13 protein-coding genes and 3 tRNA genes are annotated in these 13852 nt (G+C 63.5%); 8 read left to right on the plus strand and 8 right to left on the minus strand.

Annotation, left to right across the window (positions count from 1 at the left end; genetic code table 11):
- Positions 1 to 12 precede the first annotated feature (12 nt).
- From pgsA to folM, 5 genes are all read left to right on the plus strand, one after another.
- Positions 13 to 579 carry a CDP-diacylglycerol--glycerol-3-phosphate 3-phosphatidyltransferase gene (gene pgsA / locus GJ672_RS04325; RefSeq protein WP_154296045.1) on the plus strand — a complete coding sequence of 189 codons (567 nt, stop codon included), beginning with the start codon at positions 13 to 15 and terminating at the stop codon, positions 577 to 579.
- Positions 580 to 615: 36 nt separating this feature from the next.
- Positions 616 to 691 (plus strand) — tRNA-Gly (locus tag GJ672_RS04330).
- Between the two features lie 101 nt (positions 692 to 792).
- Positions 793 to 866 (plus strand) — tRNA-Cys (locus GJ672_RS04335).
- Between the two features lie 7 nt (positions 867 to 873).
- Positions 874 to 958 (plus strand) — tRNA-Leu (locus GJ672_RS04340).
- A gap of 35 nt (positions 959 to 993) precedes the next feature.
- Positions 994 to 1701 carry a dihydromonapterin reductase gene (folM, locus tag GJ672_RS04345; RefSeq protein ID WP_154296046.1) on the plus strand — a complete coding sequence of 236 codons (708 nt, stop codon included), beginning with the start codon at positions 994 to 996 and terminating at the stop codon, positions 1699 to 1701.
- A 15-nt stretch (positions 1702 to 1716) separates the two neighbouring features.
- Here folM and fabB read toward each other — a convergent pair whose 3' ends face one another.
- The 4 genes from fabB to GJ672_RS04365 form a co-directional block, all read right to left on the minus strand.
- Positions 1717 to 2940 (minus strand): beta-ketoacyl-ACP synthase I, encoded by a 1224-nt coding sequence (fabB, locus tag GJ672_RS04350; RefSeq protein WP_154296047.1) that lies wholly within the window; start codon positions 2938 to 2940, stop codon positions 1717 to 1719.
- Positions 2941 to 2951: 11 nt separating this feature from the next.
- Entirely contained in the window at positions 2952 to 3470 is a 519-nt protein-coding gene (gene fabA / locus GJ672_RS04355) for a bifunctional 3-hydroxydecanoyl-ACP dehydratase/trans-2-decenoyl-ACP isomerase (RefSeq protein WP_154296048.1), read from the minus strand.
- Positions 3471 to 3560: 90 nt separating this feature from the next.
- On the minus strand, positions 3561 to 5450 hold the full coding sequence (dxs, locus tag GJ672_RS04360) for a 1-deoxy-D-xylulose-5-phosphate synthase (RefSeq protein WP_195759557.1): 1890 nt from the start codon (positions 5448 to 5450) through the stop codon (positions 3561 to 3563).
- Positions 5451 to 5900 (minus strand): YcgN family cysteine cluster protein, encoded by a 450-nt coding sequence (locus tag GJ672_RS04365; protein WP_154296049.1) that lies wholly within the window; start codon positions 5898 to 5900, stop codon positions 5451 to 5453.
- A gap of 35 nt (positions 5901 to 5935) precedes the next feature.
- Between GJ672_RS04365 and GJ672_RS04370 the strand changes: the two genes are divergently transcribed.
- On the plus strand, positions 5936 to 7522 hold the full coding sequence (locus GJ672_RS04370; RefSeq protein WP_154296050.1) for a peptide chain release factor 3: 1587 nt from the start codon (positions 5936 to 5938) through the stop codon (positions 7520 to 7522).
- Here the strand turns inward: GJ672_RS04370 and pncA are convergent.
- On the minus strand, positions 7519 to 8148 hold the full coding sequence (gene pncA, locus GJ672_RS04375) for a bifunctional nicotinamidase/pyrazinamidase (RefSeq protein ID WP_154296051.1): 630 nt from the start codon (positions 8146 to 8148) through the stop codon (positions 7519 to 7521). The two genes, GJ672_RS04370 and pncA, sit on opposite strands and share 4 nt — an antisense overlap.
- A 96-nt stretch (positions 8149 to 8244) precedes the next feature.
- On the opposite strand from pncA, the gene GJ672_RS04380 reads away from it, so the two are divergent.
- Positions 8245 to 9606: a DegQ family serine endoprotease gene (locus tag GJ672_RS04380; protein ID WP_195759558.1), complete on the plus strand. Its 1362-nt coding sequence runs from the start codon at positions 8245 to 8247 to the stop codon at positions 9604 to 9606.
- A gap of 75 nt (positions 9607 to 9681) precedes the next feature.
- On the opposite strand, the gene GJ672_RS04385 is transcribed toward GJ672_RS04380, so the two are convergent.
- Together GJ672_RS04385 and GJ672_RS04390 are read right to left on the minus strand one after the other, a co-directional pair.
- Complete coding sequence (locus GJ672_RS04385; RefSeq protein WP_154296052.1) at positions 9682 to 10698, minus strand: class I fructose-bisphosphate aldolase; 1017 nt, start codon at positions 10696 to 10698, stop codon at positions 9682 to 9684.
- 97 nt (positions 10699 to 10795) lie between these two features.
- Complete coding sequence (locus tag GJ672_RS04390) at positions 10796 to 12100, minus strand: DUF3422 family protein (protein WP_154296053.1); 1305 nt, start codon at positions 12098 to 12100, stop codon at positions 10796 to 10798.
- Between the two features lie 96 nt (positions 12101 to 12196).
- On the opposite strand from GJ672_RS04390, the gene GJ672_RS04395 reads away from it, so the two are divergent.
- On the plus strand, positions 12197 to 12859 hold the full coding sequence (locus GJ672_RS04395) for a rhomboid family intramembrane serine protease (RefSeq protein ID WP_154296054.1): 663 nt from the start codon (positions 12197 to 12199) through the stop codon (positions 12857 to 12859).
- Here GJ672_RS04395 and dusB read toward each other — a convergent pair.
- Entirely contained in the window at positions 12849 to 13817 is a 969-nt protein-coding gene (gene dusB, locus GJ672_RS04400; RefSeq protein ID WP_154296056.1) for a tRNA dihydrouridine synthase DusB, read from the minus strand. The two genes, GJ672_RS04395 and dusB, sit on opposite strands and share 11 nt — an antisense overlap.
- Positions 13818 to 13852 lie beyond the last annotated feature (35 nt).

Below are 13852 nucleotides of genomic sequence, written 5' to 3' on the forward strand. Positions count from 1 at the left end.
TAATCTGCGCCCATGGAAATGACCCTGCCAAATCTGCTGACGTGGCTCCGGATTCTGCTGATTCCGGTGCTGGGTCTGCTGTTTCTGTTGCCGGCGCCCTGGGCCAATGCTGCCGCCGCTGCAGTCTTCGTGATCGCCAGCCTGACGGACTGGCTGGACGGATATCTGGCTCGACGCTGGAATCAGAGTTCACCGTTTGGTGCATTTCTGGATCCCGTCGCGGATAAGCTAATTGTGGCGATTGCCCTGATCATCGTGGTGGTGGAGAGCCCCACGGCGTGGCTGGCGGTGCCGGCCGCGGTCATCATCGGCCGCGAAATCGCGGTGTCCGCGCTGCGGGAGTGGATGGCGGAGCTCGGTCAGCGCTCCAGCGTCGCCGTTGGCCTCACCGGCAAACTCAAGACCACGGCGCAGATGACGGCCATTGCTCTGCTGCTCTACCGTCATGACTTTGCGGGATGGCCGGTGTGGGAGATCGGACTGGGTCTGTTGTACCTGGCGGCAGCACTGACGCTGTACTCCATGGCCCTTTACACGGGGGCGGCCATGCGGGCGCTCAACCGCATTTCCCAGGGTTGACAGAACGGCGGGGCAAACTAGAATACAGCCTCTGACGCGGGAATAGCTCAGTTGGTAGAGCACAACCTTGCCAAGGTTGGGGTCGCGAGTTCGAGTCTCGTTTCCCGCTCCAGAATATCACCCCGATCGCCTTCGGTCGGGGTTTTTTGTATCCGGGCACCGGCCAGGCAATCGCCAGCCATCCGCCCGGTTGCTATGATGTCAGCGCACGCCGGCTAGGTGGCAGAGTGGTGATGCAGCGGCCTGCAAAGCCGTGTACGCCGGTTCGATTCCGGCCCTAGCCTCCAGTGTCTCGCCCGGATGGCGGAACTGGTAGACGCACGGGACTTAAAATCCCGAGGCCTTGGCCGTGTGGGTTCGAGTCCCACTCCGGGCACCATTGCTCTCAAAGGTTTGATTCAGCCGGAGCGTTCAATGACCTCACCCATCCTGATCACCGGCGCCAGTCAGCGCATCGGGCTGGCCTTTGCCCGGCACTGTCTCGAGCGGAACCAGCCCGTGATTGCCACCTACCGGACCCATCGGCCGGCGGTGGAGGAACTGGAGCGAGCCGGCGCGCGTTGCCTACACGCCGATTTTGCGACCAACCCGGGCGTTGACGCTTTTATTGACACGCTCAAGGCCGAAACCCCATCCCTGCGAGCCATCATTCACAACGCCTCGGACTGGCTGCCCGAGAGCCCGGACACCGACCCGGCAGACGTGATCACAGCCATGATGCAGATCCATGTCATGACCCCCTACCGAATCAACCTGGCGTGTCGGCAGCTTCTGGAGAACACTGATTGCACCACGGACATCGTCCACATGACGGACTACGTGGTGGAGAAGGGCAGTGCGAAGCATATCGCCTACGCCGCCAGCAAGGCGGCGCTGGAAAACCTGACCCGGTCTTTTGCCCGGTTACTGGCCCCCAGGGTCAAGGTCAATAGCGTTGCGCCGTCGCTCATCATGTTCAATGAGGGCGACAGCGATGCTTATCGCGCGAAAACGCTGAAGAAATCGCTCCTGGGCATCGAGCCGGGGGAGGGGGCCGCCGTGGAGACGCTCCAGTTTCTTTTGGATAACCCGTACATCACCGGGCGCAGCATCGGGCTTGATGGAGGCCGGCACCTGGTCTGAGCGCCGGCCCCGTCGCTAGAAGCGCCTGAATGCCAGGCTGGCGTTGGTGCCACCGAATCCGAAGCTGTTGCTGAGCACCAGATCCAGGGATTGATCGTCGCGGGTTTCCGTGACCACCGACATCCCCTCGGCATCCTCATCCAGGTTCTCGACGTTGGCCGTGCCGGCAATGAAATTGCCCTGCATCATCAACAGCGAATAAATCGCTTCCTGAACGCCCGCCGCGCCCAGGGAATGACCGGTCAGGGACTTGGTGGAGCTCACCGGCGGCAAGGCATCACCAAACACCGCCTGGAGTGCCCGCAATTCCGTGATGTCACCCGCTGGCGTGCTGGTGCCGTGGGCGTTGATGTAGTCGACGCTCTGATTGTTCTCGGTCTCTGCCATCTGCAGGGCCTGGTTGACGCATCGCTGCGCCCCTTCACCCGAGGGCGCCACCATGTCGTAGCCATCCGAGGTGGCCCCGTAACCCACCAGTTCGGCGACGATGGGGGCGCCGCGAGCCTGGGCGTGCTCGAGGGACTCCAGCACCATCATGCCGGCCCCGCCGGCGATGACAAAGCCGTCCCGGTCCCGGTCAAAGGGCCGTGATGCCCGGGTCGGGGTGTCGTTATAACTGGTGGAGAGCGCGCCCATGGCGTCAAACAACATGGTCAGACTCCAGTGCTCTTCTTCACCCCCGCCGGCGAACACCACGTCCTGTTTGCCCAGCTGGATCTGCTCCATGGCGGCCCCGATGCAATGTGCGCTGGTGGCGCAGGCCGACGAGATGCTGTAGTTCACGCCCTTGATGGCGAAAGGCGTCGCCAGGCAGGCCGAGGTGGTGCTGCCCATGACTTTCGGCACGGCGAACGCCCCGATTTTGCGCACGCCGCGTTCGCGAAGGATATCCGTTGCCCGGACGACGTTTTCGGTGGACGCGCCGCCGGAACCGACAATCAGGCCGGTGCGGGGATCGCTGACCGACTCGGCGGGCAGCTCGGCGTGTCGAATGGCCTGATCCAGTGCCAGGTAGGCAAAGCCGGCCGCATCGCCCATGAAACGACGGGCCCGTCGGGGGATGGCGGCGTCCAGATCCACCTCGGGGGAGGCTGCCACCTGGCTTCTGAGCCCCATTTCGGCATAGGCCGGCTCATGGGCGATGCCCGAGCGACCTTCCCGCAGGGAGCGGGTAACCGATGCCAGATCGTTGCCCAGGCAAGAAACGATGCCAAGGCCAGTGACCACCACTCGCTTCACTACGTGTCCCTCTACAGTGCGTCTTGAGGATTCTGGAACAGGCCCACCCGCAGGTCCGAGGCCCGATAGATCACTTCGCCGTCCACGTCGACCAGGCCGTCGGCAATGCCCATGTACAGGCGCCGCCGGATCACGCGCTTGACGTCCAGCCGATAACGGACATTGGCGTTGTCGGGCAGGATCTGACCGGTGAATTTGACCTCACCACAGCCCAGGGCCCGGCCTTTGCCAGTGCCGCCGATCCAGCCGAGGTAGAAGCCCACCAGTTGCCAGAGGGCATCCAGGCCGAGACACCCCGGCATCACCGGATCACCGGGAAAATGGCAATGAAAAAACCAGAGGTCCGGATGGACCTTGAGCTCGGCCTCGATCCGGCCTTTGCCGTGCTCGCCGCCATCATCATCGATATGCGTAATGGCATCGAACATGAGCATGTTGGGGACGGGTAACTGCGGGTTGCCCGGGCCGAAAAGTTGGCCGTGCCCGCAGGCCAGCAGTTCATCGTAGTTGTAGCTTGATTTCTGAGTCATTGTTTTCCGCTGGTTACCATCGGCCCGCGGGTCCGGCCATGGGGCCGGACCCGCGGGCCGATGGGTGGTCGCCTCCAAGTGGACGCAACACTAATCGGTCGTCTGCGGGCTGGCAAGCTCAATGCCGAGCCACTCGCTGACGCGGCGGCGGATGCCATCGGTATCGAGCCCCACCAGTTCCAGCTGCTCGTCCCGCTCGCCATGCTGGACGTAAGCGTCCGGCAGGCCGATATGGAGGATGGGGCGCTGGATGCCCTGTTGTTGCAGGCATTCGGCTACCGCTGATCCGGCCCCGCCGGCCACCACGTTTTCCTCGAGGGTCACCAGGCAGTCGTGGTCCCGGGCCATGGCCTGGACACAGTCCTCGTCCAGCGGCTTCACGAACCGCATGTTGACCACCGTGGCATCCAGCTCCTCGGCAATGGCTTCCGCCGGTGCGGTCATGGTGCCGAACGCCAGAAGGGCCACACGCTGGCCGCGCCGGCGGACCTGCGCCTGGCCGACGGGCAGGGTGTCAAGGTCGCTGGAGGGCACCGTGCCCGGGCCGCGTCCCTTGGGATAGCGAACGGCGCTGGGCCCGGGAATTGACAGACCGGTGGAGAGCATTTGCCGGCATTCCGCTTCATCGGCCGGGGCCATCACGGTCATGTTGGGCAGACAACGCATGAAACTCAAATCGAATGCCCCCTGGTGGGTGGCGCCGTCGGCTCCCACGAGGCCGGCCCGGTCAATGGCGAACAGCACTGGCAGGTTCTGCAACGCGACATCATGGATCAGCTGATCATAGCCCCGCTGCAGAAAAGTGGAGTAAATGGCCAGCACCGGCCGATCGCCCTCGCAGGCGATACCGGCCGCCAGGGTTACGGCATGCTGCTCGGCGATGCCGGTGTCCAGATAGCGATCCGGAAAGCGATTGGCAAACTCCACCAGCCCGGAGCCTTCGCGCATGGCGGGGGTGATGCCCCACAGGCGCGGCTCCGCCTCGGCCATGTCGCACAGCCACTGGCTGAACACATCGGTGAAGTTGAGCGGCGCCGGCTGGCCGCCAGACTTGAGGCCGGCGGCCGGATCGAAGGGTTTGACGCCATGGTAGGCAATCGGATCGGCTTCGGCCCGGGGATAGCCCTTTCCCTTGCGGGTCACGCAGTGAAGGATCCGGGGGCCGTCGAGCTCGCGCAGCCGCCCCAGGACTTCCACCAGGCCCTCGACGTCGTGGCCATCCACGGGGCCGAAGTATTGAAAACCCAGCTCTTCAAAAAAGGTGCCGGGCACCATCATGCCTTTGACGTGCTCCTCGGCGCGCTTGGCGAATTCCCGCATCGGCGCGGGCATGCGCTCCAGCACATTTTTGGCCTCTTCGCGCAGGTTGCCGTAGACGCCGCCGGAGAGAAGCCGGGCAAAGGTCTTGTTGAGCGCGCCGACGTTCTCCGAGATGGACATCTCGTTGTCGTTCAGCACCACCAGCAGGTCCGGACGCACATCGCCGGCGTGATTGAGGGCCTCGAACGCCTCGCCGGCGGTCATGCCACCGTCCCCGATCACCGCGCAGGTCTTGCGGCCGGCGCCCTGCTGGCGGGCCGCCAGCGCCATCCCCAGCGCCGCGCTGATGGAGGTGGATGAATGGCCGACGCCGAAGGTGTCATAGGCGCTTTCGTCGCGGGCGGGAAAGCCGGCCGGGCCATCGACTTTGCGGATCCGTCCGATTTCCCGACGCCGGCCGGTCAGAATCTTGTGGGGATAGCACTGGTGACCGACATCCCAGACCAGCCGGTCGTGGGGGGTGTTCAGCACATAGTGCAGGGCCACGGTGAGCTCGACCGCGCCGAGACCGGCCCCCAGGTGCCCCCCGGAACGGGCCACGCTGTTCAACAGGTATTCACGCAACTGGCTGGCCAGCCGCGGCAGTTGACCGGGTGGCAATTCGCGCAGGTGTGCCGGTTCGTCGATGCCTTCGAGCAAGGGATAGGCACTCATGTCCATCTAAGCCTCCTCCTCCGTGTAGTCTTCGAGTCGGCTGCCCGGCGGAAGTTCTTGCTCGCTGAGCAGCTGGCCCTGCACCGATATGCCGGCTTTGTGGACGCTGTCGGGGTCACCGGACACCAGCGGATGCCACTCGGCCAGTCCTCGCCCGTCATGAATTCGCCGATAGGCACAAGTGTCCGGAAGCCAGCGGAATTCGGCAACCTTTTTCGGGGTGAGTTGGATGCAATCCGGCACGGTGGCCCGGCGATTGGGATAATCCTTGCAGCGGCAGGTCTGAGTGTCCAGCAGCTGGCAGGCCACCCGGGTCGGATAGATGGCCCCGGTATCGGCGTCCTCGAGACGGTGCCGGCAGCATTGGCCACATCCATCACACAGGGCCTCCCATTCCGGCCAGGACATGTCGGCCAGGGATTTGACTTCCCAGTAGGGTCGATGGGCATCGCTCATCACGCAATTGTACCGCGACTGGTATCATCGTCGGGATGTCAGATCAGTCACTTGCCTCTCAGGCGGCTCGACGCCGCACTTTCGCCATTATTTCTCATCCGGACGCGGGCAAAACCACGGTCACCGAGAAGCTGTTGCTATTCGGCGGTGCCATTCAGCTCGCCGGGACCGTCAAGGGCCGCAAGTCCGACCGGCACGCGACCTCGGACTGGATGGAGCTGGAGAAGGAGCGCGGAATCTCCGTGACCTCCTCGGTAATGCAGTTCCCTTACCAGGATCAAATGGTCAATCTGCTGGACACCCCGGGGCATGAGGACTTCTCCGAGGACACTTATCGCACCCTGACCGCGGTGGACTCGGCGCTGATGGTGATCGACGTGGCCAAGGGGGTGGAGGAGCGCACCATCAAGCTGATGGATGTCTGTCGGTTGCGGACGACGCCCATCATGACGTTCATCAACAAGCTTGACCGGGAAGGTCGGGACCCCATGGATCTCATGGATGAGGTGGAGCAGGTGCTCAAGATCCGCTGTGCGCCGGTGACCTGGCCCATCGGCATGGGCAAGCGATTTCGCGGCGTCTTCCATCTGCTGGATAACCAGGTCCACCTTTACGATGCCCAGCATGGCGGAGGCATCCAGAGCGGCGAGGTGATCCAGGGTCTGGACAATCCGCGTCTCGACGAACTGCTGGGGGACCAGATCGAGGAGTTGCGCGACGAGGTGGAACTGCTGCAGGAGGCGGGTAACGCATTTGATGAGACCGCCTATCTGGCCGGCGAGCTGACACCGGTGTTCTTCGGTTCCGCGATCAACAATTTCGGGCTGAGAGAGCTCCTCGATCGTTTTGTGGCCCATGCGCCGCCGCCTCGGCCCCGGGAGGCAGAAACCCGCATGGTGGAGCCGGACGAGCCGGCCCTGTCGGGGTTTGTTTTCAAGATCCAGGCCAACATGGATCCCAATCACCGCGACCGAATCGCGTTCATGCGGGTCTGCTCCGGTGCCTTCGAGCGGGGCATGAAGCTGCGCCATGCGCGCATCGACAAGGATGTTCGCATTGCCAATGCGATTACCTTTCTGGCCTCGGACCGGGACCATGTCCAGACGGCTTATCCCGGGGACATCATCGGGTTGCACAATCACGGCACCATCCAGATCGGAGACACTTTCACCCAGGGCGAAGATCTCAAGTTCGCGGGCATCCCCAACTTTGCTCCGGAGTTGTTCCGGCGGGCGGTGCTCCGGGATCCCATGCGCATGAAGGCGCTGCAGAAGGGCCTGGTTGAGCTCTGCGAGGAAGGGGCATCGCAGTTGTTCCGGCCGCTGATCGGCAATGATCTGATCGTCGGCGCCGTCGGCGCCCTGCAGTTTGACGTGGTGGCTTTCCGCCTCAGCAACGAGTACGGCGTGGACTGCCAGTTCGAGCCCGTGGGTGTGTCCACCGCCCGTTGGGTCTACTGTGATGATGACAAGCGGCTGGCACAGTTTCGGGAGCGCCAGGAAGAAAACCTGGCGCTGGACGTGTCGGGGGCGCTGGCCTACATCGCTCCCTCACGCGTGAACCTGCAGCTGACCGAGGAGCGCTGGCCCGAGATCGAGTTTCGGGCCACTCGAGAACACTAACCGGCGGTGTCCAGCACCTGGACGCCGGCTTTCTCCAGATCCGCCCGCACGTTGTCGTCATTGCCGTCGTCAACCGGTCGGGTCAGGGTCCAGAGGAATCGAGTCTCGAAGCCGGCGGCTGCGGCGTCCTCCGCGGTCCATTTCACGCAGAAGTCCCGGGCGAGGCCGCAGCAGTCAACGTGGGTGATGCCCCGCTCCCGCAGCCAGCCGGCCAGGCCGGTGGGGGGGCGGTTGCCATCCGGGCCCCAGTTATTGAGAAATCCGCTGTAGCTGTCCACCCGCGGGTTATCACCCTTGCGAATGATCGCCGACACCCGCTGCCAGGGCAGGTCGGGATGGAGGGCGGCGCCTTCGGTCCCCTGGATACAGTGATCCGGCCATAAAACCTGATCATGTCCATAAAGATCAATGACACTGAAGGGCTCCGCGTTGTGCTCGCTGGCGAACGAGACATGACCGGCGGGGTGCCAGTCCTGGGTGGCCACAATGCTGGCGTAGTCTTCGCTTTTCATGCGCTCGGCGACCGAGGGCAGAATTGAAGCCCCGGCCTGGGTGGCCAGTGGGCCGCCTTCCATAAAGTCCGGTTGCATGTCGACAACGATGAGGGCTCTGACCGATGAATCCATGGGGTCCTCCAGTTTCGGCCCGGTGTGAATCAGGGCTTGAGAGTCTGTTGTCCCGACCCTATATACAAGGCTGTCACGATCTTTGGGGAGTTCCACATGAATCGCAATATTTTGACCGGTGGCGTGATGATCCTGCTCCTGGTGCTGTCTCAGGCGGCCACCGCGCAGATTGTTGATCGGGATGGCAGTACGCCGAGCCTGGCGCCTCTGGTGGAGCAGGTCTCCCCGGCGGTGGTCAACATCGCCACCCGGGGTACCGTGGAAGCCGAACGCAATCCGTTGCTGGATGACCCCTTTTTCCGGCGCTTTTTCGACATGCCCGAGCAGCCGCGAGAGCGCCAGGTTCAGTCGCTGGGTTCCGGGGTGATCGTCGATGCCGAGGCGGGGATCCTGCTAACCAACCACCATGTGGTGCGCAACGCCGACCGCATTCGCATTGGTCTGCATGACGGCCGGGAACTCAACGCCGAGTTAGTGGGTTCGGACCCGGCCACTGATATTGCGGTGCTCCAGGTGCCGCCGGAGGATTTGGAAGCCCTGCCACTGGCGGACTCCGATGCGCTGCGGGTGGGTGATTACACCATTGCCATCGGCAACCCATTCGGTCTCGACCACACGGTGACCACCGGGGTGGTCAGCGGACTGGAGCGCACCCTGCCGGGAGGCGGTCCGGTGCGGATGCAGAGCTTCATTCAAACCGATGCCTCCATCAACCCCGGCAATTCCGGTGGTGCCCTGATCAACCTGCGGGGCGAGTTGATTGGTATCAACACGGCCATTCTCTCCCGGGGTGGCGGCAATATCGGCATCGGATTTGCGGTGCCCATCAACATGGCCGCCCAGGTGATGGACCAGATTCTGGAATTCGGTGAGGTCCGCCGCGGTGTCTTGGGGGTTCGCGTGCAGGATCTGACGGCGGACATCGCGGAGGCGTTTGGCATCGACCGCAACGAGGGGGCCTTGATCGCCCAGGTGACCCCGGGTTCATCCGCTGACGAGGCGGGCCTGCAGGCCGGTGACGTGGTGGTCGCGGTGGCTGGACGTTCCATCAGCGGCTCCAACGAGCTGGTGAATGCCATCGGCATGCAGCGGATCGGCGATGAGGTGGCGATTACCTACCTGCGTGACGGCGAAACCCGCGAGACCACCGCCGTGGTGGGCGACCCGGAGGCGGGTCAGGTGAGCGCGGCGGTTCTGCATCCCTCACTCGAGGGCGCCGCTTTCAGCGAACTGGATGAGCGCTCTCCGCTGTTCGGAGAAGTCAGTGGTGTGCTGGTGAGCGATGTGGAGCGGGGAAGTCGTGCCTCGGAGTACCTGCGGGCCGGTGATGTCATCACGTCCGTCAATCGTCGCGGGGTGGCGTCACTGGAGGACTTCCGTCAGTCCGTTGACGATCAGTCTCAGTTGTTGCTGAACCTGCGCCGGGGAGGCCAGGCGTTCTTTATCGTGGTGCGTTAGCCAACTGGGCGTGCGGTTGGGGTGGCAGATCGGGAGCCCCGCGGGGCTCCCGATTGCTTCCGGAAAAGAGGCTTCTCAGGCCTCCATGTCCGGTGAGTACTGTCCCTGGCGCGCCATCGAGTTGAGGCGGGCGCGTTTCAGGAACGCCTGCTGGGCATCGGCCTTGTTGGCCGGGTCGCCTTTCCAGGCCGCCTGAACCGGGTTCTGCAGGGCCCGGCTGTAGGAAAAACTCAGCACCCAGGGTTTGGCGCCATCGGCCTGATTCATGGCATTCAGGTGAGCCGTCGCTTCCTCGGCGGTCTGGCCGCCCGACAGGAAGTTGATGGATGGAACCGCCGCCGGCACCGTGCGCCGGAGCACCTGCAGGGTGTATTCCGCACAGGTTTCCACCGACGGGCGGGGGTTGTCCTGACCGGGAAGCACCATGTTGGGCTTGAGAATGATGTACTCAAGCTTGACGTTATGCCGGCGCAGCGCATCGAAGACGGCGGTCTGGGCCGCTTCCGTTACCTCGGCGCAGCGCTCGATGTCATGGTTGCCGTCCAGCAGGACTTCCGGTTCAACAATGGGAACCATGCCTCGGGACTGGGCAATCGCCGCGTAGCGCGCCAGCACCTCAGCGTTGGCATCGATGGCCTGGCGGCTGGGGGTCCGGTCAGTGATTGCGTAGACGTTGCGCCATTTAGTGAACCGCGCGCCCTGCTCGACGTAACCATCCAGCCGGTCGCCAAGGTTATCCAGGCCCTGGGTGACTTTGTCGCCGGGGCTACCGGCCAGCTCCACCAGCCCCTTGTCCACCTTGATGCCCGGCACGATGTGGTTCTGCTCGCAGGCCTCCGGGATCCGGACGCCGTCGTCGTTTTTCTGCCCCAGGGTTTCTTCGAAGAAGATGATGCCGCCGACATATTCGCCAATGCCCGGTGTCGAGGCGAGCAGGCTGCGATAGAAGCGGCGGTTTTCTTCGGTGGATTCGATGCCGTGATCGGCCAGTCGCTTGGTGATCGTGGGGTAGCTTTCGTCGGCGGCCAGGATGCCGCGCCCCGGACTGGTTAGTCGTTCGATGGTCTGATGCAGTTGGCCGATAGTATCCATTCCCCAGGCTCCTCCCGTTGGCCGTTAAACCTGGCGCTGGATTCTAAAGGGGTTTGGTCGGTCCCACCAGTTATTTTCGTTTGATTTTTTGCGAACATCAGCCGAGATCGGAATCGGCTTGGGTTGCGCGGCGCCTACCCAGACGGATCCCGACGGCCACCGTCAGGGCAATGATCGGGATGCTCAGTGCGGTGGCTCGCTCGGGATTGTCAATCCACCCGACGCTGGCGGCGCCACGGAACGCATATCCTGCCAGTGAGACGCTGTAATAACTGAGGATAACCACAGACAGTCCCTCGACCGTCTGCTGCAGTCGCAGCTGCAGGCGGGCCCGGCGGTTCATGGAGTCCAGCAGATCCCGGTTCTGGGCTTCCAGAGCGACGTCAACCCGAGTGCGCAGCAGGTTCGCCGCCCGGCTCACCCGTCCGGAGATCCGCTCCAGGCGGTCCCCCATGTTGACGCAGGTATCCAGTGCCGGCGCGAGGCGGCGCTCCATGAATTCATCCAGGGTGCTGATGCCCTCGATCCGCTCTTCGCGCAGTGCATTGAGGCGCCGCCGCACCAGTGTTCCATAGGCCTGGGTCGCGCTGAACCGGAAATTGGTGCGGGCCATGAGGCGCTCTACCCGGGCCGACAGGGCGGACAGGGCGTCCAGCAGCCCGCGTTCATCCGCTAGATCCGATACGGTGGTCAGCTCGTCCATGAGGGTACCGAGGCGGTTTTCCATTTCGGTGATGTCTGGCGCCAGTTCCCGGGCGAGGGGGAAGCCGAGCAGTGCCATGAACCGGTAGGTTTCGAGCTCGAGGATACGCTGGACCAGGCGGCCGGCCTGGGGGGCACTCAGGGAGTGATCCAGCACCAGGAAACGCAGGAATCCGTCGTTATGCGCCAGAAAATCCGTCCAGACGGTGGCGGCGCCGCCGGAGCATCGGCTGCCGGCCAGACTGTCGGGCTCAAGATAGTGACCCAGGGTGGACGGGTTGCTGTCCAGATCATTCGCCGGCATCACGCTCACATGCATAGCGGCGAGCAGCTCCCCGGGAATGGTGGGAAGCCAGCGCGCTGGCAGGCGCTCGATGGCGGGTTCCCGGAATGGCTCAGGCTCCGGGCCATTGACGAACACGGTGTAGGTGGAGAATTCGGTGTGTCGCTCCCAGCGCACCCGGACTCCCCGGGCCTCGAGAATGAAGTGGGTGGCATCGTCACCGGGCACTTCGACACCCAACTCGTGGCACAGCGCTGCCATGTGCGCGACTTCGGCTGAGCGCCCACTGGTACCGGTCTGAACCACGAGATGGGACACCCGCAGCGGAGCATCCAGGCTTTCAAATGGCCGCGCATGCGCTTCTTTCAGCAGGGCTCCCCGAAGGGGATGGGCCGTGATTCCGATGATTTCCGGCATTTTTTGATTCCCGCGGGAGAACAGGACAGCAAGCTAACGCCCCGAGTGCCGGCGAGCAAGTGGCGTCGCCCCGGACTTGACCCGTATCATCCATCCATGGGACCAAGAAATCTGTCCGAGACCCCCGTCGTACTGGGGATGCTAATCGCCAATGGGCTCGCCTTTCTGGCGCTGATCGCCATCGGCCCGGCACTCATCGTCAACTTCGGGCTGTGGCCGCTGGGCACCGAGGGAGCCAGTCTTCGGTTTGCCACTGACATCCCGGGTTTTGAAATCTGGCAGCTGGTCACCTACGGCTTTCTGCACGGCGGCCCGCTGCATCTTTTCGTGAACATGTTCGCGCTGTTCATCTTCGGCACGGCACTGGAGAGCCTGTGGGGCTCGAGGCCGTTTCTAACTTACTACATGGTTTGTTTGATCGGTGCCGGTCTGATCCAGCTGGTGGTGGCCACCAACGCCGTGGAGCAGGGCAATATCTATCCCACGGTGGGCGCGTCGGGAGCGGTCTTCGGGATGCTTTTGGGTTTCGGGATGATGTTTCCCAACGAGCGTCTGGTGCTGATATTCCCGCCGATTCCGATCAAGGCCAAGTATTTTGTCCTTGGATATGGGGCCTTCGAGCTTTGGGCGGGTGTGACTGGCACGCTCTCCGGGATTGCCCACTTCGCCCACCTGGGCGGCATGGCGTTCGGTTTCGTGATGATCCTCTACTGGCGGGGTAAGCTGCCGATCAAGCCCTCACGCATCCTCATGCGTTGAGGGCGGCTAGCGCCTCGTCGACCATGCCCAGCTGCTCGTCGGCGGCCTCGACCCTCACCAATTGCTGCCGCCACGCCTCACCCCCCGGGGCGCTTTTCAGATACCAGCCGATGTGTTTTCGGGCAATTCGGACACCCTGATGCTCGCCATAGAAGTCGTGCAGGTCCCGCAGGTGTTTGAGCATGACGGCTCGGATGACACCCGCTGACAGGGACGGGTGGCGGCTGCCGGTATCCAGATAGTGCTGGATCTCCCGAAAGATCCAGGGACGTCCTTGTGCCGCTCGGCCGACCATAACCGCGTCACATCCAGTCTCCTCCAGGACTCGCCTGGCTTTCTCCGGGCTGTCAACGTCGCCATTGGCAATGACCGGGATCGCGACCTCATCTCGCACCGCACGGATCGTGTCGTATTCCGCCTGTCCTTTGTAGTGCTGCTTCCGGGTACGGCCATGGACCGCCACGGCCGAAATACCGGCGGCCTGGGCGAGGCGGGCGATGCGCACGGCGTTGCGGCGCTCGGAATCCGGGCCGGTGCGGATCTTCAGGGTGACCGGGACCTCAACGGCAGCCACCACCGCCTCAAGAAGCCTTGCGACCAGCGGTTCGTCGGCCAGCAGGGCCGACCCCGCCATCTGATGACAGACTTTTTTCGCCGGACAACCCATGTTGATGTCGATGATTTCGGCACCCTGCGCGACGTTATAGCGCGCCGCGTCCGCCAGCAGCGCCGGATCGGCCCCGGCGATCTGCACCACCCGCGGACTCGGCTCCCCCCGGTGATCGATTCGCAGCCGTGATTTGCGGGTATTCCGAAGTGCCGGATTGGATGCAACCATTTCGGAGGCTGCCAATGCCGCTCCGAGTCTGCGGCAGAGGATTCGAAAAGGGCGGTCGGTTACTCCGGCCATGGGCGCCAGCAATACCTTGCCCTCGAGTGCATAGCTACCGATTTGCATCGGTATAGCCTAGCAGGTTGACCGGCAATGTCTGT

Origin of the sequence: Spiribacter sp. 2438, assembly GCF_009676705.1 — a bacterium.
In the GTDB taxonomy this organism is placed as follows: Bacteria; Pseudomonadota; Gammaproteobacteria; order Nitrococcales; family Nitrococcaceae; genus Spiribacter.

What these genes read in the sequence shown, in the direction of transcription:
- pgsA (WP_154296045.1), top strand. Translation starts at nt 13, where the DNA reads ATGGAAATGACCCTGCCAAATCTGCTGACGTGGCTCCGGATTCTGCTG.
- folM (WP_154296046.1), top strand. Translation starts at nt 994, where the DNA reads ATGACCTCACCCATCCTGATCACCGGCGCCAGTCAGCGCATCGGGCTG.
- fabA (WP_154296048.1), bottom strand. Translation starts at nt 3,470, where the DNA reads ATGACTCAGAAATCAAGCTACAACTACGATGAACTGCTGGCCTGCGGG.
- dxs (WP_195759557.1), bottom strand. Translation starts at nt 5,450, where the DNA reads ATGGACATGAGTGCCTATCCCTTGCTCGAAGGCATCGACGAACCGGCA.
- GJ672_RS04365 (WP_154296049.1), bottom strand. Translation starts at nt 5,900, where the DNA reads ATGAGCGATGCCCATCGACCCTACTGGGAAGTCAAATCCCTGGCCGAC.
- GJ672_RS04370 (WP_154296050.1), top strand. Translation starts at nt 5,936, where the DNA reads ATGTCAGATCAGTCACTTGCCTCTCAGGCGGCTCGACGCCGCACTTTC.
- pncA (WP_154296051.1), bottom strand. Translation starts at nt 8,148, where the DNA reads ATGGATTCATCGGTCAGAGCCCTCATCGTTGTCGACATGCAACCGGAC.
- GJ672_RS04380 (WP_195759558.1), top strand. Translation starts at nt 8,245, where the DNA reads ATGAATCGCAATATTTTGACCGGTGGCGTGATGATCCTGCTCCTGGTG.
- GJ672_RS04385 (WP_154296052.1), bottom strand. Translation starts at nt 10,698, where the DNA reads ATGGATACTATCGGCCAACTGCATCAGACCATCGAACGACTAACCAGT.
- GJ672_RS04390 (WP_154296053.1), bottom strand. Translation starts at nt 12,100, where the DNA reads ATGCCGGAAATCATCGGAATCACGGCCCATCCCCTTCGGGGAGCCCTG.
- GJ672_RS04395 (WP_154296054.1), top strand. Translation starts at nt 12,197, where the DNA reads ATGGGACCAAGAAATCTGTCCGAGACCCCCGTCGTACTGGGGATGCTA.
- dusB (WP_154296056.1), bottom strand. Translation starts at nt 13,817, where the DNA reads ATGCAAATCGGTAGCTATGCACTCGAGGGCAAGGTATTGCTGGCGCCC.